Source organism: Stenotrophomonas maltophilia complex sp. Om-AH-Sm3 (assembly GCF_059337855.1).
The window spans coordinates 94,071-112,792 of sequence record NZ_JBYBLQ010000007.1 but is presented as its reverse complement, the minus strand read 5'-3'; the positions used below and the strand labels follow the sequence as shown (position 1 = coordinate 112,792).

Here is an 18,722-nt window from a genome sequence, read left to right as displayed (position 1 = left end):
CTGATGGAGGATTTGTGAAGGAAATATTAACGTTGGATGAAGCGATGGGCTGATTACGTCTTGCGCTGACCTGTATCACCAGCTTACGCACCTGCTCCAACGACGGAGCCGGGCCCGTACCTTTCATGGAATCAAGGACGCAACCGATGACTGCTGCAAAGCTCCGCCGTTCGACCGTTTCGCGCCGTTCCTTCCTGCCCTCGCCGCTGGCGTCGGCCATTGTCGGTTCCTTGCTGGTGGCCACCGCACTGCCGGTCCTGGCCCAGGACAGTGACGACGCCCTGGCCCGTTACCAGCTGCAGCGCAGCCTGCAGTCGGCGTTCGCCGCGCAAGGCGGAGTGAGCGCCTCCGCTCCCGCGATGATCGCTCCCTCGGTAGCGATTCCGGTGGCGGCGCTGGCTCCCAGCGTCGGTGCTTCCGCGGAGCCGGTCATGGGCAGGCCCGGCGATGCTGCGAGCTGGCGCACCAGTGAATTCGAACTGGACTGGGGCCTGGCTGCGATCAATGCCGACGTGGCCTATGCGCGCGGGCTGACCGGTGCCGGCATCCGCCTGGGCGTGTTCGACAGTGGCACGGGTCTGGACCATCCGGAATTCGCCGGCAAGGACAACCGCAGCGTCCGCATCGCCGATTTGATGGCTGACGGCACGCGCTGCACCAACACCACCGCAGTGCGTGGGCCGGCGGCCTGCTTCGCCAGTGATGGCGATGACGTCCAGATCAGCTATGTCGGGTACAACGCCAACGTGCCCGACAACATCCGCAGGATCATCGAGTCGGGCCCCTATGTGCAGCCGGGGATGCAGTTCGAGATCCATGGTACGCACGTTGCCGGCACCATCGCGGCGAACCGGGACGGAAGCGGCATGCACGGTGTGTCCTTCGGTTCGGACCTGACCGTTGGCCGGCTGTTCTCCGACAGCATCCGCGAGTGGCAGCGTACGGCGACTGGCTACTCGGTCGTGACGCTGGGCGCGATCGGCCCGAAAGTCAGCGCCTTCCAGGACCTGTATGCCCAGATGAACGCGCAGGGCGTGCGTGCCATCAACCATAGCTGGGGCCTGGTCACGGAACCGACGACAGCGACGGACATGGACGCGATCTACAACGACCCGGACGACCGCCAGTACCTGAACACCTTTGCCGACGGATCGCGTGCGCGCGGGATGATCCAGGTGTGGGCGACCGGCAATACCAGTTCGGTCATCCCGACGCCTGCGCAGAGCCCCATCGCCGGCCTCTACGCCACGCTGCCGCGCGCATTCGCCGACATCGAGCCGTACTGGTTGAGCGTGGTCAACGTCGGTACCAACCTGACCCTGAGCAATCGCTCCAACAAGTGCGGCCTGAGTGCCAACTGGTGCCTTGCCGCACCGGGTTCGGACATCGTATCGACCGCCTATGGTGATGATTCCAGCCTGGCCGGCAGCGTCGGCATCGACGCCAACGGCAATGTCAGCCTGGACATCCAGCAGCGCGTGCCTACCTATGGCTATGCGCTGCTGAGTGGAACCTCCATGGCCGCGCCCCACGTCACCGGCGCGCTGGGCCTGCTGTTTGAACGCTTCCCCTATCTGGACAGCGCGCAGGTGCGCGATGTGCTGCTGACCACGACCACCGATCTGGGCGCGCCCGGCATCGACGACATCTACGGTTGGGGCCTGTTGAACCTGGCCAAGGCCATCGAGGGTTACGGTTCGCTGCGCGTGGACACCAACGTAGTGATGAACCAGCGTGCCGGTGGCCTGAAAGTGTGGGAAGGCGATGCCTGGGACAACTGGACCAACGACATCGGCGGCCCCGGCAAGCTGACCAAGAGCGGCATCGGCTGGCTGCGCTTGAGCGGCGACAACAGCTTCAACGGTGCGCTGGTGCGCGAGGGCGTGCTGGAACTGGATGGCGTCAATACGCTCACCGGAGCGGTGGACGTGGCCGGCGGTAGCTTCCTGCTCAATGGCACGTTGAAGAACACTGCGCTGAACAGTCAGGGGGGCTCCAGCCATATCAACGCACGCGGTGTGCTGGATGGCTCCGACCTGAACGTCAACGGTGGCGTGGTCATCTTCGACGGTGTGCAGCGCGGCGCCCACACCTCGGTGGCCGCGCAGGGGACGTTCGAATTGAACGGAAGGCTGGAAAACAGCGCGTTGACCAGCCTGGGCACCAGCCGTGTGAATGCAGGCGGGGTACTCGCAGGCTCCGACCTGACCGTCAACGGTGGCGTGCTGTCGTTCAACGGCACGCAGAGCGGTGGTCACACCCTCGTTGGCCCCAACGGCACGCTGAAGGGCATCGGCCAGCTGGGCGATACCACCGTGGCCGGTATCGTTGCACCGGGCAACTCGATCGGCACGCTGACCATCAACGGCGACTACGTGCAGACCGCCACCGGTGTGTACCAGGCCGAGCTGGCCCCGGGCGGGCACAGTGACCAGTTGCGCGTCACCGGTACCGCCACCCTGGGCGGCACCCTGATCGCCCTGCCGGAAGCGGGCACCTATTACCTGGGTGAGCAGTTCAACTTCATCCGTGCCGACGGCGGAATCCGTGGCCAGTTCGCCACCACCGACTTCAGTGCGTTCTCGCCGTTCCTGAAATTCGGGCTGTCCTATGGCACCGGTGGCGCGCGCATTGAAGTCACCCGTGGCAATCCGCTCGCCAGTGCCGCCAGTACCGACAACCAGCGCGCGGTGGCCACTGTGGCCGACCGGCTGGCGGTCAACCAGGGCCTGCCGCGCCCACTGACCCTGCTGTTCCCTCAACAGGTAGGCGCTGCACTGGACGGCCTCAGCGGCGAGCTGCATGCGGCCACCGCGATGGCCCTGGTCGAGGGCAGCCGCTACGTGCGTGATGCTGCACTGTCGCGCCGCGTCGGTGCACGCGCGCCGGGAGCAGACGGCGACGCCGCCACGGGGGTCTGGGTACAGGCCATCGGTGGCAGCACCACGCTGGACGGCAATGGCAACACCGCACGCACCGAAGCCAACAGCAGCGGCCTGCTGGTAGGCGTGGACCGCGAGATCAACGGCTGGCAGGTGGGCATGCTGGCCGGTACCGGCCGTACCGATGCCAAGCAGCAGGAAGGACGCCGTGCGCGTGCCAAGGTCGACAATACGCACCTGGGGGCCTATGCCAGTCACGACTGGGGCGCCTTCGGCCTGCGGGGTGGCCTGGCCTGGAGCGAGCATGAGGTGAAGAGCACCCGCGAGCTGGCCTTCTCCGGTTACAGCGATACGCTGGCGGCACGCTATGACGGCCGCACCCGCCAGGCGTTCGTCGAGGCGAGCTATCGCTTCGGCGGCCCCGAGGCGGGGCTGGAACCTTACCTGCAGCTCGCACGTGTGGAAGTGGACATGAAGCGCGTCAACGAACGCGGCGGCGCGGCTGCACTGCAGGGTGAGGTGGACGATCTCCGTATCACCGTGGCCACGGCCGGCCTGCGTTTTGACAAGGGCCTGAAGGCTTCGTTCCAGCAGGACAGCTGGCTGCACCTGCGCGGTGGCGTCGGGTACCGCCATGCCAGCGGGGATCGCGACCCGGCGGCCCGCTTCGCCTTTGCCACCGGCAGCGACAGCTTCGTGGTCAGCGGTGCCCCGATGGCTGACAGGACGGTGGTGGCCGAACTGGGGCTGTCGGCATGGTTGACCGCACGCCAGCAGCTGGAGCTGGGCTATAGCGGCCAGTATGGCGACGAAAGCCGTGACCACAGTGCCAACCTGCGCTGGTCGGTGCGCTTCTGAGCCGCCGGTTACCGCAGGGAAACCAGGAGGGCGGCCGCAGGGCCGCCCTTCTTCGTTGCCGACCCAGGTGTGGGTTGGCCCGTGCACGCCTACAATGGCGGCCCCCACGCCGTACCGGACCGCCCATGAAGAGCAAGCAGGAAATCGTCGACAACTGGCTGCCGCGCTACACCGGCGTGCCGCTGGACCAGTTCGGCCAGCACATCCTGCTGACCAACTTCGGCGGCTACCTGCACACCTTTTCCGAGCTGACCGGTGCGCCCGTCATCGGCCTGGACCGGCCGATGGCCAGCGCCACCATCGATGGCATCACCATGATCAACTTCGGCATGGGCAGCCCCAATGCCGCGATCATCATGGACCTGCTGTTGGCGGTGATGCCCAAGGCGGTGCTGTTCCTGGGCAAGTGCGGTGGCCTCAAGCGCAAGAACCAGCTGGGTGACCTGGTGCTGCCGATCGCGGCGATCCGCGGCGAGGGTACGTCGGGCGACTACCTGCCGCCGGAAGTGCCAGCCTTGCCGGCGTTTGCGCTGCAGCGTGCAGTCTCGACCATGATCCGCGACCTCGGCCACGACTACTGGACCGGCACCGTCTACACCACCAACCGCCGGGTCTGGGAGCACGACGAGGCCTTCAAGGAGCGGCTGCGGGCGATGCGCTGCATGGCCATCGACATGGAAACCGCCACCGTGTTCGCAGCCGGTTTCGCCAACCACATTCCCAGTGGCGCGCTGCTGCTGGTCTCGGACCAGCCGATGATCCCCGACGGGGTCAAGACCGAGGCCTCCGATGCCAAGGTCAGCTCCCAGTTCGTGGAAAACCATATCCAGATCGGTATCGAGGCGCTTAAGCTTATCCGGCGCAACGGCAAGTCGGTCCGCCACCTGCGCTTCGACGAATGATGATGATGGCCTGGCGCGGCGCGCCGGCCCTGGGGAGTAGGTGATGGACGTTGCCGCGCAAGTGGTGGATTTCTGGAAAGAAGCGGGCCCTGCGAAGTGGTTCGCCCGCGACGATGCGTTCGACGCGCAGTTCCGCCAGTTGTTCCTGGATGAGCATTTCGCCGCCGCTTCGCGTGGGCGTGAACACTGGCTGGGCAGTGCCGAGGGCGCACTGGCGCTGATGCTGCTGCTGGACCAGTTCCCGCGCAACTGCTTCCGCGGTACTGCCCATTCCTATGCTACCGATGGCCTGGCCCGGCACTACGCCATGCGCGCCATCGAGGAAGGCCTGGACCTGCAGCTGGTGCCGAAGCTGCGCGCCTTCATCTACCTGCCGTTCGAGCACTCCGAGGACCCGTTGGACCAGGACCGTTCGGTGGCGATGTTCGATGTGCTGGGCGACAAGGAATACCTGCAGTACGCCGAGCTGCACCGCGACATCATCCGCCGCTTCGGCCGTTTCCCGCACCGCAACGCCGTGCTGGGGCGCATTCCCTCGCCGGAGGAACTGGACTACCTGGCCGAAGGCGGATTCGCCGGCTGAAAAAAGGGGACGGAGGGGATTAAGTCGTTTGTGGCATAAACGACTTAATCCCCTCCGTCCCCTTTTTTTTCGGGGGCCAGATCCGCTTCCCGCAGGAAAGGGCGCTGACCCCGCGCCGTCAATCAGTACTTCGGCACGCCGTTGTCGACGTCTTCCGACCAGGCGTTGATGCCGCCGGTCACGTTGAACACCTTGGTGAAGCCCAGGGCGCGGAACTGCTCGGCAGCCTGCGCGCTGCGGCCACCGTGGTGGCACATGAAGGCCAGTGCGGTGTCCTTCGGCAGGGCTTCCAGCGCGGCGCGGCCGTTGCCGTCGAAGGACTTGAACGGCACGCCCACGGCGGCGATCTCACGTTCGTCGGCCGGGCGCACGTCCACCAGGGTGATGTTGCCGGCACGCACCAGGTCGTCGGCATCGCGCACGCTGATTTCCTGCACCGGCTTGGGCGCGTTCGGATTGTCGATGGCCAGGCCCTTGCCGCGGATGTCGTCCACCCAGTCAATGGTGATGCCGTTGGCGCGACGGGCGCTGGGCAGGTCGAACTGCACGCGCAGGCCGTTGGACTCGGCGGCGATGGCGCCTTCGTCGTGCGGGGCCAGCTGGAAGTTCGGCTGGAAGCCGGCGTCGATGGACAGCTGCAGGGCGGCGCCCGGGGCATCGGCCAGCGCGCCCTTGAGCATTTCCACGGCCGCCGGGGTGACGGTGATGCTCGGCGGGGTACGGTCCGGTGCCGGCAGCCCCAGCACGCTGCTCAGCTCGCCGCTGGCGGCCATCTGCAGCACGATGTCGCTGCCGCCGACCAGTTCGCCGTCGATGTACAGCTGCGGGATGGTCGGCCAGTCGCCATAGGCCTTGATGCCTTCACGGATTTCCTGGTCGGCCAGCACGTTGACGTGGGCGAACTCGACGCCCAGGTCCTGCAGGGCGCCCACGGCCTTGGCCGAGAAACCGCACTGCGGCATCGACGGCTGGCCCTTCATGAACAGCACGACGCGGTTGGCGTTGAGGATGGATTCGATGCGCGAACGCAGGGCAGGATCGAGGGACATGGACGTCGGGGTTCCGGGAATTCGAACCATCAATTCTACCCCTCATGGCATGATGGGGGATGAGCAACGCAGGAACATTGCATCGCATCCCGACCCGGCCCTGGCGCTGGCTGCCCTGGCTGGTGGCGTCGCAGCTGCTGGTGATCCTGGTCTGGGCCCTGGCGGGCTGGCACTGGGGGCTGCCGCTGATGGTGGCCAGCCACGCACTGTTCATGGTGCCGGTGTTCCTGCCCAACAGTCGCTTCTATGCGCCGGTGCTGAGCCGGTTGCCGGATGTCGGCAACAGCGTCTGGTTGACCATTGATGACGGTCCTGGCCCGGAAACCCGTGCCGTGCTCGACCTGCTGGACCGCCACCAGGCCCATGCCACCTTTTTCCTGGTGGGCGAGCGCGCGCTGGCGCAGCCGGAGCTGGTGCAGGAGATCCTGCGCCGCGGCCACGACCTGGGCAACCACAGCCACAGCCACCCGCAGGCGCGCTTCTGGCGGCTGGGCCCGGCGGCGATGCGCGCCGAGATCGAGGGCTGCCAGCACGCGCTGCAGGCGGTAAGCGGTCGCCCGGTGCGCTGGTACCGCTCGGTGGTGGGCATGACCAATCCGTTCGTGGCGCCGGTACTGCAGCGGCTGGGCCTGGTCCGGGTCGGCTGGAGCGCGCGCGGCTTCGACGGCATCGGTTGCACGGCGCAGGGGGTGCTCGACCGCCTGCTGCCGGATCTGCGCCCGGGGGCCATCGTGCTGCTGCATGAGGGGGCCGCCCACGGCCACAACCTGGCGATCATCGAGGGCGTGCTGCAGGCACTGGACGAGCGCGGGCTGAAAGCGCGGCTGCCGGTCCCGTAACGCCGGCCCTGGTGATGTAGAGCAGCCGGGCATGGGCTCGGCTCTACAAGGGGGGCGCGGCTGTAGCGCCCGAGCCGATGCTCGGGCGGCGGTGTGAAGCACCGGAAAAACGTCGCAGCGCGGCTCTACAGCGCGGGGCGTTCGGCCACCAGCAACCAGCTGTTGAATGGCGTGCGCCCATGCAGGGGACGCGGCGCCGTCACCTGCAATCCGGCCTCGGCCAGTGTCGCTTGCAGCACGTGCGGGTCGGGGTAGTGGCGCGGCCGCGTGCCCATCCAGCCGACCAGCCAGGCCAACCGGTCCGCCACCCGCGTGGTGTGGTCGCGACCATCGCCGGTGGCCAGCGGCGTGCGCAGCAGCAGGCGGCCGCCGGCGGCCACCCGCGCGCTGGCCGCACGCAGCAATGCCAGTTGTGGGCCCGCGTCCAGGTACTGCAGCACATCCAGCAACAGGACGTGTCCAGGCTGCGCCGGCAGTGGCGCCTGCACGTCCAGGCACTCGAAGCGCACAGCGTGCAGGCCGGCGGCGGCACGCTGGGCACGGGTGATCTTGCCGGCATCCACGTCCACGCCGAGGTAGGGGTGGGTGCCGCTGCGCTGGCGCAGCACGTGGGCGAACAGGCCCAGCCCGCACCCCAGGTCCAGCAGGGGTTGCCCGTCGTCGGGCAGATGCTGCAGCACGCCGTCATACAGCGGGTCGCTGCCGAGCTTGCCGCGGGTGTAGTAGTAGTCGCGGCGGCTGCCCCAGGCCCGTGCCGGGCGGAACGCTTCGGCGATCGCGCGGGCCTGCGGGGCGGTCAGCGGTGTGCAGGGCAGGGGCGGGCCGTTCCGTGGCGTACCATCCATCGTGTCAGTCCGTGCCACCGAGCAGGTGTGCGGCGACCGGCAGCGCGCGCGCGCTCCACAGTGCGTACATCCGCGCCGACGGGTGCAGGCCGTCTTCGGCGATCATTGCCGGGTTGTCACCCTGGTCACGGCTGATGTCGGTGATGTCGACGAAGGCCACGTCCTGCTGGGTGCTGATCACCTCGGCCGCTGCGTTGAACTCGTCGGTCTCGATCTCGATGGTGGCCAGGTCGCGGCCGCTGCCGGCACCGAACGGCGTCGCGCCCCAGTCGGGGAAGGACAGCACCAGCACACGCCCGGGGCGGCCCCCGGCAAAGCCGATCGCCCGCTGAAGCAGGGCCTGGAACTGTACGCGGTACTCGTCCAGCGGACGGCCGCGGTACTGGTTGTTGACGCCGATCAGCAGGCTGACGAAATCGAACGGACCCTGGGGTGCGGCCGCATCGATGCCGGCGTCCAGCTCGTCGGTGGTCCAGCCGGTGGTGGCGATGGTCTGAGGGTCGGCCAGCGCCACCTCCTGCGCACGCAGGGCGGCGGCCAGCTGGTGCGGCCAGCGGCCTTCGACGGCAACGGCTTCTCCGACGGTGTACGAGTCGCCCAGCGCCAGGTAGGACAGCGCCACCGCTCAGGCCACCGAACGGCGCGGCTTCAGCGGCACGACCTTGGTCGCGTCCTCGGCACGCCGGGCCAGCACGCGGTCGATGCGGGCGAACACATCGCGCATCACCGAGGCTTCCGGCAACAGGGTCACGCGGAAATGATGGCGGTAGGGCACGTTGAAGCTGGAACCCGGTACCACCAGCACGCCTTCGTTGTTCATCAGGTCCAGCGCGAAGTTGTGGTCGTCAAAGCCCTTGGCAGCGGCACCGACCACGGCCGGGAACGCATACAGCGCACCGGCCGGCGCGACCAGCGACAGGTGCTCGCTGGCTTCGCAGGCGTCGATCACCGCACGGCGGGTTTCATACAGGCGGCCACCCGGGGTGCACAGTTCGGAGATGGTGTCCGGGCCGTTCACTGCGGCCTCGATGGCGTACTGGCCCGGTACATTGGCGCACAGGCGCAGCGCGCCCAGCAGGTCCAGCGCGGCGCGGAAGTCGCCCAGGCGCGCGTCATCGCCGCTGAGGTGGGCCCAGCCCACGCGCCAGCCGCAGGCACGGTGCACCTTGCTCAGGCCACTGAAGGTCAGGCACGGATGATCACCGGCCAGCGGCGCGACTGGCTGGAACACCGCGTCGTCGTACAGGATCTGGTCGTAGATCTCATCGACCAGCAGCAGCAGGTTGTGGCGGCGCGCGATCTCGACCACGCGCTCCAGCAGTTCGCGCGGGTAGCTGGCGCCGCTGGGGTTGTTCGGGTTGATCAGCACGATGGCGCGGGTGCGTGACGACACCAGTGTCTCGATCTCGCTCGGGTCCGGCTGGAAGCCGTTTTCGGCGGCGCAGCGGTAGTACACCGGTCGGCCATCGTTGAGGATGGTGGAGGCCGACCACAGCGGGTAGTCCGGCGACGGCACCAGCACCTCATCGCCCGGATTGAGCAGTGCGCGCAGCGACAGGTCGATCAGCTCGCTGACACCGTTGCCGACGAACACGCGGTCCGGGTGTGCATCCGGTGCGCCGCGGCGGGCGTAGTAATCGGCGATGGCTTCACGCGCCACCGGCAGGCCCTGCTGGTGGGTGTACGGGTCGGTGCGGCCCATGTCGTCGGCGATCGCGCGCTGCAGGTGCTCGGGTGCGCGGAAACCGAAGTTGCCCGGGTTGCCGATGTTGAGCTTGATCAGCTTGCGGCCCTGCGCCTCCAGCTCCCGCGCTCGCCGGGCCAGTTCTCCGCGGATCTCGTAGCGCACTTCGGAAAGGCGCTCGCGGATGGCCAGGGGCTTGGGCGAAAGGGTGGACATGGGGGCTGGGCCGTCAAAAGGCATGGGGATTCCATCCTACCGGAATTGCTGCAGTGCATGGCAACGGCTCCGCGCCTGCCATTGCTGGGCTGGCCGGGGGCCGTCACAGGTAGAATGGCGGCGATGACCCAGACCCCCGATTTCATCGCCCTGCAGACCATCGGCTGGCCCTGGCCGGGCCCGGCGCAGCAGGCCGACTGGCAGGCCGTGATGGCCGCACACCCGCAGGCCCGCCCGGCGCGGGTGATCGAGCAGCACCGGACCCATTACGTGGTGGCCGATGACCCGGATGCGGCGATCAAAGCGGAGTCACTGCCGGAATGGCAGCGCCCGCGCTTCCCCAGCCACGAGCGGCCTGCAGTGGGCGACTGGGTGCTGCTGGACGGCATCCGCATCGTTGCGCTGCTGCCGCGTCGCACCGCGATCAAGCGTGGCGCGGCGGGCGAGCACTACCACCAGCAGGTGATCGCAGCGAACATCGATACGGTGTTCATCGTTTGTGGCCTGGATGCCGACTTCAATCCACGCCGCATCGAGCGCTACCTGCTGCTGGTCGGCGGTGGCGGCGCCAAACCGGTGGTGGTGCTGACCAAGGCCGACCAGACCGAGTACAGCGGGGATGCGCTGGCGGTGCTGGAAGAACTGGAGATGCAGGGCATCGCGTTGCATGCGATCAACGGCCTGGATGCCGACAGTGTGGCGGTGCTGCAACCGTGGCTGGGCCCGGGCCGCACGGTGGTGCTGGTGGGCTCCTCCGGTGCCGGCAAATCCACGCTGACCAACACCCTGCTCGGCGAGCAGCGGATGAAGACCAACGCGGTGCGTGCCAACGATTCGCGCGGCCGCCACACCACCACCCATCGCGCGTTGATGCCGCTTCCGACCGGCGCCTGCCTGATCGACACCCCCGGCATGCGCGAGCTGAAACCGACCGGCGAAGAAACGCTGTCCGAAGGTGGCTTCGCCGACATCGAAGCGCTGGCCACGCAGTGCCGTTTCAACGACTGCAAGCACCAGCAGGAACCGGGCTGTGCTGTCCGCGCAGCGATCGACGCTGGCGAGATCGAAGAGAGCCGGCTGCTGAACTATTTCAAGCTGAAGGAAGAAGTGGCCGCCGCTGCCGCCAAGCTGGCGGTGCGCCAGGCCGAGACCGCGCAGGAACGTGGCGGCAAGAAGGGCAAGGGCCAGCAGTTCCGCCCGGCCGGAAAGCCGCGTAGGCGCTGACAGTGCAGCCGAGCGTGGGCTCGGCTCTACAAGAGATGCATCCCGGGACACACTGTAGCGCCCGAGCCAACGCTCGGGCGGCGGCGCGCAGCGCCGGACATGGCAGGGCGCTATAGTCCGCCCATGGAACCGACCGCGACGCTGGACCGTGAGGTGGCCCACCATGCAGCGCTCGATGCGCGCCTGGTCGAGGCCGTGGGAGGCATCCGCCTGCTGGGGCTGACCAGCTGGCCGGCCACGCTGCAGGCACCGTTCCTGGACAGCGTGGCACGTGGCCAGCCGGTGCTGCCGAAGGTGGATTACCCACGGCTGGACTTCAGCGAAGAACGTCGCGCGCTGGCTGTGATCGCCGCTGACTGCGATGACAGCCATCCGCTGGGCCACTACGTGCGCCAGTCGGCACAGAGCTGGGACCTGGCCGCGCAGCTGCTTGAGGGGCTGGGCACTGCCGCCGTCGATACCTGTTCGGTGCAGCTGTTCGGCGCGCCCGAGCAGCCGTTGCCAGGCAATGGCCCGAGCACGCGCGAAGCGGCGCGTCACTTCATCCAGATTGCTGCCGAACTCGATCACGAACTGCTGGCGCCGGAAGAGCAGGTGCCAGTCTCGGCCATTGCCCTGCAGCTGCAGCTGCAGAATGACCTGGATGCGTTCTTCGAATCGCGCATCATCCAGGTGCAGCTCGATCCAGAGCTGGTGTCCAAGGCCGCTGCCGGACCGACCCGCATCCGCCTGCGCACCAGTGCGCGCTTCAGTGCCTACGACCGCGCGCAGCTGTTCCACCACGAAGCGCTGGTGCATTCGCTGACCGCCTTGAATGGCCGCGAACAACCGGTGCTGCCCAGCCTGGCGTTGTCCTCGCCGCGGGTGACGGCCACCCAGGAAGGGCTGGCTACCTTCGCCGAACAGATCACCGGCAGCATCGACATCGAACGCCTGAAGCGAATCAGTCTGCGCACTGAAGCGATCGCGATGGCCCGCGAAGGCGCCGACTTCATCGAGGTGTTCCGCTACTTCTGCGACGCGGGACAGAACGCGGAAGAGAGTTTCGCCTCGGCGCAGCGCGTGTTCCGCGGCGTGCCGCCGAGTGGCGGCCTGGCCTTCACCAAGGACACGGTGTACCTGCGCGGCCTGGTGTCGGTGCACACCTTCTTCCGCCACATGCTGGCCGAGGACCGCCTGCAGGTCTGCCGCTGGTTGTTCGCCGGCAAGATGAGCCTGGCCGATGCGATCGCGTTCGCACCGTTGTTCGAGGCGGGGGTGCTGAAGCCACCGCGCTGGCTGCCGCATTGGGTGAGCCGGGCGAATGGGCTGGCCGGCATGCTGGCGTTTTCGCTGTTTGCCAACCGGATACGGATGGACCAGCTGGCGCCGGAATGAAATGCGTTGGCGGGATGATGCGCTGGCGCCTCGATTGATATCGCTGGGCGGCGGTGGCGCACCCTGGCCAGGACACGCCGTAAACCCATCCATGGGGGCTCGATCGGCGCATCCATGCGCCTCACGGTCCTGGCCAGGGTGCGCCACCGCCGCCAGACAGTTTCCCGCGCGGGCGGCAGCACATCACCGCGCCGAAGGGATTGCGCTTGAAAATCTGGAAAAGCAAAGAGCCGGGCAATGCCCGGCTCTTTGCTCTTGCTCTTCTTTGTCCTCCGCACCGTGGCGCGGGAAACCGTCGAGCAGGGTCGGATGGGCCGGCGCAGGACCGTTGGCGCCATGGATGGCGCCATCGAGCCCCCATGGATGGGTTTACGGCGTGTCCTGCGCCGGCCCATCCGGCCCTGCCCCGCAGCGGTAATCAAGACGCCGCGGGGCAACGCTTTCGATTTAGAACTCCGCCGCCACCGTCATGAACAGCTGCCGCGGTGCGCTCGCATGGATCGCATAGCGCGTGCCCTTCGGATCGGTCGGTGCGAACGAGCTCAGCTGGCCGGCGTAGCGCTTGTTGGTCAGGTTGGTCGCATTCAACGACACCCGAACGTTGCGCAGGCCCAGGCCCGGGCCGAAGTCGTAGCCTGCACCGGCGTCGAAGGTGGTCACGCCCGGCACCGACTGGTCGTTGGTGTAGGTGTAGTAGCGCTTGCCGGTGTACTTGGCACGCAGGCTGGCGAAGAAGCCATCGCGGTTCCAGCTGATCTCGCTGGAGGCCATGCGCTGCGGCGTATCCACCGTGATCTTGCCGGCCACCGGCACGATCGCGCCGCCCGAGGTGTAGTCATCCTCGTAGGTGGTCTTGTTCCAGGACAGCGCGTTGTACCACTGCAGGCCGTCGATCGGCTTGAGGATGAAGGTCAGCTCCGCGCCGTGGCTCTTCACCGAACCGACATTGATGAAGCGCGTTACGCACTCCGGACGCGTGCCGACTTCGATGCTGGAACACGGGTTCAGCGACAGCAGGCGGTTGTCGAACTTCACGTTGTAGGCCGCGATCGAGGCCTGGTACTTCTCGCCGAAGGTACGGAAGCCGGCTTCCAGGCTCTTGGACTTCTCCGGCTCCAGGCCGGCGCTGGCTGCGAACGATTCCGGCGACACCTGCAACGGGCCACCGCTGCCGCCACCGACGAAGGCGGCGATGTTCTCGGCGTACGAGGCGAACAGTTCATTGTTGGCGTTGAGCTTGAAGCCCAGGCCCACCTGCGGCAGCACCGACTTCTTGGCGGTCAGCGTGCCCGAAGCGATGCTGGTTTCCACGCCCGGCTGGGCGGTGGCGCGCATGCGGGTGTTCGGGCTCTTGATGCCCACGTCCACGGTCAGGCGCTGGTCGAGGAAGCGCATGCGGTCCTGCACGTAGAACTGGCGCGTGCGGATGTCGAAATCCTGGTTGAACAGCCGGCGGTCCGGGTTCTTCAGGTACAGGTCGTCCAGGAACGGGCCGCTGATGTAGTAGAAGTTGCGCGACACGTTATGGTCGTTCTGCTCGTACCACAGGCCGGCCTCCAGTTCGTGGATGCCCACCGTCCACGACAGCGCGGCGGTCACACCATCGCGGTTGATCGTGTAGTTGGTGCTGCGGATCGAAATCGGCAGCATCCTGTCGGTGCCCGGGTAGGACGGCTGGCCCGGTGCCCACCAGTGGCCCTGGCCACGGTTGTCGTGGTGGTAGGCCAGCAGCTTCAGGCGACCCTGCTCGCCCAGGCGCAGGTCGGCATCGACCGAATAGAGGTTGTCGTCGCGAAGTGCACGGCTCTGGTAGTACGCATCGTCGATGCTGTTGACGCCGCCGCTGAACCTGCAGCGCGCCTTGTTGTAGGTGCCCGGCGCGCAGTACGCAGCAGCGACGGCGCGGTCCCAGTCCGGTGCGTAGATGTTCCAGTCATAGCCCAGGCCGCGGGCCAGCATGTCCTTGGACAGGTAGGCGTAGTTGGCCTGGCTGGCGCGCGAGGTCGCCACGAACGCACCGAAACGGTGGTCGCCGACATTCCACACGGCCTTGGCGTTGAACTGGCGGGTGGTCTGGTTCTGGTACGGCGCGGCCCACATGTCCTGGTCCTGGTGCACGCCGGACACATAGGCCGAGAAGCCGTTGAGGTCGCCGGTGTCCACGCGCAGGTAGCCACGGCGCTGGTTGTTGTCGCCGACGGTGACGCTGGCGCGGCCACCGAATTCAGTGGACGGGTCCATCGAGAAATACTGGATGGTGCCGCCCAGGTTGCTGGTCGAAGCCACGCCCAGCGAACCGATGCCCTGCGACAGCTCGGCACCGGCCAGGTTCTCGGCAATGATCGCGCGGGCAATGCTCAGGCCGTTGTAGTTGCCGTAGCTGTTGTCACCCAACGGGATGCCGTCCAGCGTATAGCCGAGGCGGCTCTTGTCGAAGCCACGCAGGCTGATGGTCTGCGATTCCTCATTGGCACCGAAGGCATCGTTGGACTGCACCGACACGCCCGGCAGGCGGTCGAGGATCTTCTGGCCACTGGTACCCGGCGGCAGCACCTGCTTGTCGACGGTGGTAATGCGCTGCACCTGGCGGGTCTCGCCCTGGCCGATCACGGAGACGGTATCCAGCGTCTGCGCGCTCAGCGCGGCATCGGTGCTGGCGCCGGTATCGGCGGTGGTGGCAGCGTGGGCGCTGGCGGCGGAGAGCGCGATCGCCACGGCGATCGTCAGGTGTCGGGTCTGCATGGTGGTCCGTTGCGTGGGGGGTGGTCACCGGCACGCGTGCGCGGTGCTTGGCCACTATGCGAACGGAACATGAAACCTTCTTTACGAAAAACCAACGAACGACGCAGGCCCCCGTGCGTGTCCTGCTACCAGATGGAAAAAGGGGCCGGATCCCCTCGCGAACGAAGGTTCACCGGCCCCGCGCACTCCGTGGGGGAGGGCTCAACCCATGTACAGGCCACCGTTGACCGGATAGTCGGCACCGGTCACGTACGAGGCTTCATCCGAGGCCAGCCACGCGCACAGGCCGGCCACTTCCTCGGGGCGGCCGAGGCGGCGCACCGGCACCGATGCGGCTAGCCGATCCAGGACGTCCGGCGGGAAGCTGCTGATCGCCTGGCTGGCGATGTAACCCGGCGACAGCGTGTTGACGGTAACGCCGCGCGAGGCCACTTCGGCGGCCAGTGCACGGCTGAAACCGTGCATCGCGGCCTTGGCGGTGGCGTAGTTCACCTGGCCGATCTGGCCCTTGTGGGCGCTGACCGAACCGATGTTGATGATGCGGCCCCAGCCACGCGTGGCCATCCCATCGACCACCTGCTTGGTCAGGTTGAACAGCGCATTGAGGTTGGAGGCGATCACCGCATTCCAGTCTTCCACCGTCATCTGCCGGAACAGCAGGTCGCGGCTGCCGCCGGAGTTGTTGACCAGCACGTCCACTTCACCGACTTCTGCGCGGACCTTGGCGAACGCGGCGCTGGTCGACGCCCAGTCGGTGGCGTTGCCTTCGGAGGCGATGAAGTCGAAGCCCTGTTCGCGCTGCTCGCGCAGCCAGTTGGCCTTGCGCGGCGAGTTCGGCGCGCAGCCGGCAACCACGGTGTGGCCGCTGCGGGCCAGGCTCTGGCAGATGGCAGTGCCGACACTGCCCATTCCACTGGTGACGTAAGCGATTCGAAGCGTCATTGCAGAAGGCTCCTTGGCAAAGGGTCAGGCGGCAAGGGGATACAGGCCGAACAGCAGGCTGCCGATCATCAGCAGCATCGAGATGGCGATGGCCCACTTCAGGGTGAACTTCTGGTGGTCGGCGAATTCGACCTTGGCCAGGCCCACCAGCAGGTAGGTGGACGGCACCAGCGGGCTGAGCAGGTGCACCGGCTGGCCGGCCAGCGAGGCGCGCGCCATTTCCACCGGGGTGATGCCGTAATTGCCGGCGGCCTCGGACAGGATTGGCAGCACGCCGAAGTAGAACGCGTCGTTGGACATGAAGAAGGTGAACGGCATCGACGCCACCGCCGTGATCACCGCCAGGTACGGGCCCCACGATTCCGGAATCACGGCCAGGAAGCTGTGCGACATCGCCTCCACCATGCCGGTGTTGTTGAGGATGCCGGTGAAAATGCCTGCGGCGAAGATCAGTGACACCACCGACAGCACGTTGCCGGCGTGGTTGACCACGCGGCGGCGCTGCTCGGCCAGGTTCGGATAGTTGATCACCAGGGCGATGGCGAAGCCGACCATGAACAGCACCGGCATCGGCAGCACGCCAATGATCAGCGCGGTCATCAGCGCCACGGTCAGTGCCAGGTTCACCCACAGCAGCTTCGGCCGCTTGATGTCTTCGGCATCTTCCACGGTCGGCAGCGCGTTGCTGTCGTCGGACACGCTGTTGTCCATCCAGCTGCCGCCCTTGGGCAGGGTCACAACACCCAGGCGACGGCGTTCCTTCAGGCCCAGGTACCAGGCCAGCAGCAGCACGCCGGCACAGGCGATCACCATCGACGGGATCAGCGGCACGAACACATCGGCCGGGTCCACGTGCAGCGCGGTGGCCGCGCGTGCGGTCGGGCCGCCCCACGGGGTCAGGTTCATCACGCCACCGGCCAGGATGGTTACGCAGGTCATGTTCAGCGCGTTCATGCCCAACCGCTGGTACAGCGGCAGCATCGCCGAGACGGTGATCATGTAGGTGGTCGAGCCATCGCCATCGAGCGAGATCAGCATCGCCAGCACCGCGGTGCCAAGCACGATCTTCATCGGGTCGCCCTTGACGAAGCGCAGGATCACCCGCACCAGCGGATCGAACAGGCCGGCGTCGATCATCACCCCGAAGTAGAGGATGGCGAACATCAGCATCACGCCGGTGGGTGCGATCTTCTTGATGCCCTCCAGCATCATCTCGTCGATGCCGGCACCGAAGCCACCGATCAGCGCGAACAGGATGGGGATGGTAATCAGGGCGACGAGCGGCGACAGGCGCTTGCTCATGATCAAGTACATGAACGTAATGACCATGCCAAAGCCGAGGATGCTCAGCATCATCTGCGGACTCCTTGCGAAAACAGGACGTGGGGAGTGGAAGGGGCCCGGGCGGAATGCCCGGAATGTCGGGCCTAGAAGTCGTACTGCAGGCGGCCGGTGACCGCGCGCGTGCGGTCCACCGTCACCCCGGCCAAGCGGTCGCGGTTGCGGCTTTCGATCACGTTGAGCATGAAGCGCAGGTTGTCGCGCAGGTACCAGTTGCCACCCAGCGTCCACGCCTCGGTGCTGCCGCGGCGCAGGTCCGGCGCACCATCGAGATGCTGCGCGCCCCACATCTGGTCGTAGCGCAGCGCCACTTCGAACGCGCCGGCCTTGTGGCGGATGTCCTTCACCCGCGCGAAGCGGCCGGTCTTGCGGTCGTAGGCGCGGCTTTCGCCGGTGACGAACCAGCTGACCATGCCGTAGGCGGCCATCACGTCGCCACGCTGCGCACCGTCATCGAAGGTGGCGCCACTGAACTCGCCCTGCCACGACAGCGGGCCGCGCACCTGGGCGTACTCCAGCGACCACTTGTTGACATCGGTATCGCGGCCGGCGGAGAAGTCCACCAGGGTCAGGCGGCTGTTGTCGGACAGGTGGCCGGCCGGGCGCGGACGGATCTTCAGGCCCGGAACGCCGTTCGCGCCCGGGTTGTCATAGGCCTCGCGGGCCAGCGACAGGCCCAGGTGCAGCACGTCGCCATCGGCGGGCGAGGGCGCCCAGGTGACACGGCCACCGGCAGCACGCCCCTTCACCTGCCAAGCGTCGATGCTCTCCAGGCTGTAGATGCTGGCGGCCCAGGTGAAGTCACCCGGATTGGCCTGCCACGACGCGCCCAGTCGGTACAGCGGCGCCAGCGTGGTGCCGGCATTGCCGCGCTCCAGGAAGCTGCCGTAGTTGGAGCTGGTGCGGTCATCCAGCGAGAAGTACTGCTTGAACTGGCCGACGGTCAGCTTGCCGGCCTTGCCGAAGCTGCGCGCCAGGTACACGTCCTTGGCCTCGACGCGGTCGCCGGAGAAATCGGCTTCCAGCTTGTAGTCGACCACGAAGAACTTGCCGGACACGTCAACCCACGCACGGCGGATTTCGGTGTCGTCCTTGTTCGGGGTGCCGCGTTTGTCGTTGTCGAAGGTGGCGAAGTCCAGGTGCAGGCGGCCACCGAGAGTGGCGGTGACCGGACGGTCGTCTTCGGCAGCGAAGGCCGGCGCCGACAGGACAGCCAGCGCCATCATGGCGGCAGGACG

General features: G+C 67.1%; 14 protein-coding genes. 6 read left to right on the top strand and 8 right to left on the bottom strand.

The annotated features are described in order from the left end of the window. The first annotated feature begins 146 nt into the window (after nucleotides 1–146). From AC10QF_RS10725 to AC10QF_RS10715, 3 genes are all read left to right on the top strand, one after another. Nucleotides 147–3,740 (top strand): autotransporter domain-containing protein, encoded by a 3,594-nt coding sequence (locus AC10QF_RS10725; RefSeq protein WP_494542168.1) that lies wholly within the window; start codon nucleotides 147–149, stop codon nucleotides 3,738–3,740. A 125-nt stretch (nucleotides 3,741–3,865) separates the two neighbouring features. Then, complete coding sequence (locus tag AC10QF_RS10720) at nucleotides 3,866–4,642, top strand: AMP nucleosidase (protein WP_494542167.1); 777 nt, start codon at nucleotides 3,866–3,868, stop codon at nucleotides 4,640–4,642. A gap of 43 nt (nucleotides 4,643–4,685) precedes the next feature. After that, nucleotides 4,686–5,225, top strand: coding sequence for a DUF924 family protein (locus AC10QF_RS10715; protein WP_005419210.1), 540 nt, complete (start codon nucleotides 4,686–4,688; stop codon nucleotides 5,223–5,225). A 122-nt stretch (nucleotides 5,226–5,347) separates the two neighbouring features. On the opposite strand, the gene grxD is transcribed toward AC10QF_RS10715, so the two are convergent. After that, entirely contained in the window at nucleotides 5,348–6,274 is a 927-nt protein-coding gene (gene grxD, locus AC10QF_RS10710) for a Grx4 family monothiol glutaredoxin (protein ID WP_494542166.1), read from the bottom strand. A gap of 59 nt (nucleotides 6,275–6,333) precedes the next feature. Between grxD and AC10QF_RS10705 the strand changes: the two genes are divergently transcribed. Further along, entirely contained in the window at nucleotides 6,334–7,113 is a 780-nt protein-coding gene (locus tag AC10QF_RS10705) for a polysaccharide deacetylase family protein (RefSeq protein ID WP_032954516.1), read from the top strand. A 125-nt stretch (nucleotides 7,114–7,238) separates the two neighbouring features. Here AC10QF_RS10705 and AC10QF_RS10700 read toward each other — a convergent pair whose 3' ends face one another. Genes AC10QF_RS10700 through AC10QF_RS10690 form a run of 3 tightly spaced genes read right to left on the bottom strand, consistent with a single transcriptional unit; the run spans nucleotide 7,239 to nucleotide 9,858 of the window. Further along, a complete protein-coding gene (locus tag AC10QF_RS10700; protein WP_494542165.1) occupies nucleotides 7,239–7,958 on the bottom strand; it encodes a methyltransferase domain-containing protein in 720 nt (239 codons plus the stop codon). 4 nt (nucleotides 7,959–7,962) lie between these two features. Continuing rightward, complete coding sequence (locus tag AC10QF_RS10695; protein ID WP_494542164.1) at nucleotides 7,963–8,580, bottom strand: SGNH/GDSL hydrolase family protein; 618 nt, start codon at nucleotides 8,578–8,580, stop codon at nucleotides 7,963–7,965. Nucleotides 8,581–8,583: 3 nt separating this feature from the next. Then, nucleotides 8,584–9,858, bottom strand: coding sequence for a pyridoxal phosphate-dependent aminotransferase (locus AC10QF_RS10690; RefSeq protein ID WP_005419200.1), 1,275 nt, complete (start codon nucleotides 9,856–9,858; stop codon nucleotides 8,584–8,586). Nucleotides 9,859–9,972: 114 nt separating this feature from the next. Here AC10QF_RS10690 and rsgA point away from each other — a divergent pair, with 114 nt between their 5' ends. Beyond that, nucleotides 9,973–11,082: a ribosome small subunit-dependent GTPase A gene (gene rsgA / locus AC10QF_RS10685; RefSeq protein ID WP_494542213.1), complete on the top strand. Its 1,110-nt coding sequence runs from the start codon at nucleotides 9,973–9,975 to the stop codon at nucleotides 11,080–11,082. 99 nt (nucleotides 11,083–11,181) lie between these two features. Next, nucleotides 11,182–12,459: a flavohemoglobin expression-modulating QEGLA motif protein gene (locus AC10QF_RS10680; protein WP_494542163.1), complete on the top strand. Its 1,278-nt coding sequence runs from the start codon at nucleotides 11,182–11,184 to the stop codon at nucleotides 12,457–12,459. 447 nt (nucleotides 12,460–12,906) lie between these two features. On the opposite strand, the gene AC10QF_RS10675 is transcribed toward AC10QF_RS10680, so the two are convergent. From AC10QF_RS10675 to AC10QF_RS10660, 4 genes are all read right to left on the bottom strand, one after another. Continuing rightward, entirely contained in the window at nucleotides 12,907–15,201 is a 2,295-nt protein-coding gene (locus AC10QF_RS10675; protein ID WP_494542162.1) for a TonB-dependent receptor, read from the bottom strand. Between the two features lie 201 nt (nucleotides 15,202–15,402). Continuing rightward, nucleotides 15,403–16,143, bottom strand: coding sequence for an acetoacetyl-CoA reductase (phbB, locus tag AC10QF_RS10670; protein ID WP_005419193.1), 741 nt, complete (start codon nucleotides 16,141–16,143; stop codon nucleotides 15,403–15,405). Nucleotides 16,144–16,167: 24 nt separating this feature from the next. Then, nucleotides 16,168–17,496: a CitMHS family transporter gene (locus tag AC10QF_RS10665; protein WP_029550722.1), complete on the bottom strand. Its 1,329-nt coding sequence runs from the start codon at nucleotides 17,494–17,496 to the stop codon at nucleotides 16,168–16,170. A gap of 74 nt (nucleotides 17,497–17,570) precedes the next feature. Further along, the gene (locus AC10QF_RS10660) at nucleotides 17,571–18,710 is read right to left on the bottom strand and encodes an OprO/OprP family phosphate-selective porin (RefSeq protein WP_494542212.1); all 1,140 of its coding nucleotides are present in this window, start codon (nucleotides 18,708–18,710) and stop codon (nucleotides 17,571–17,573) included. Nucleotides 18,711–18,722 lie beyond the last annotated feature (12 nt).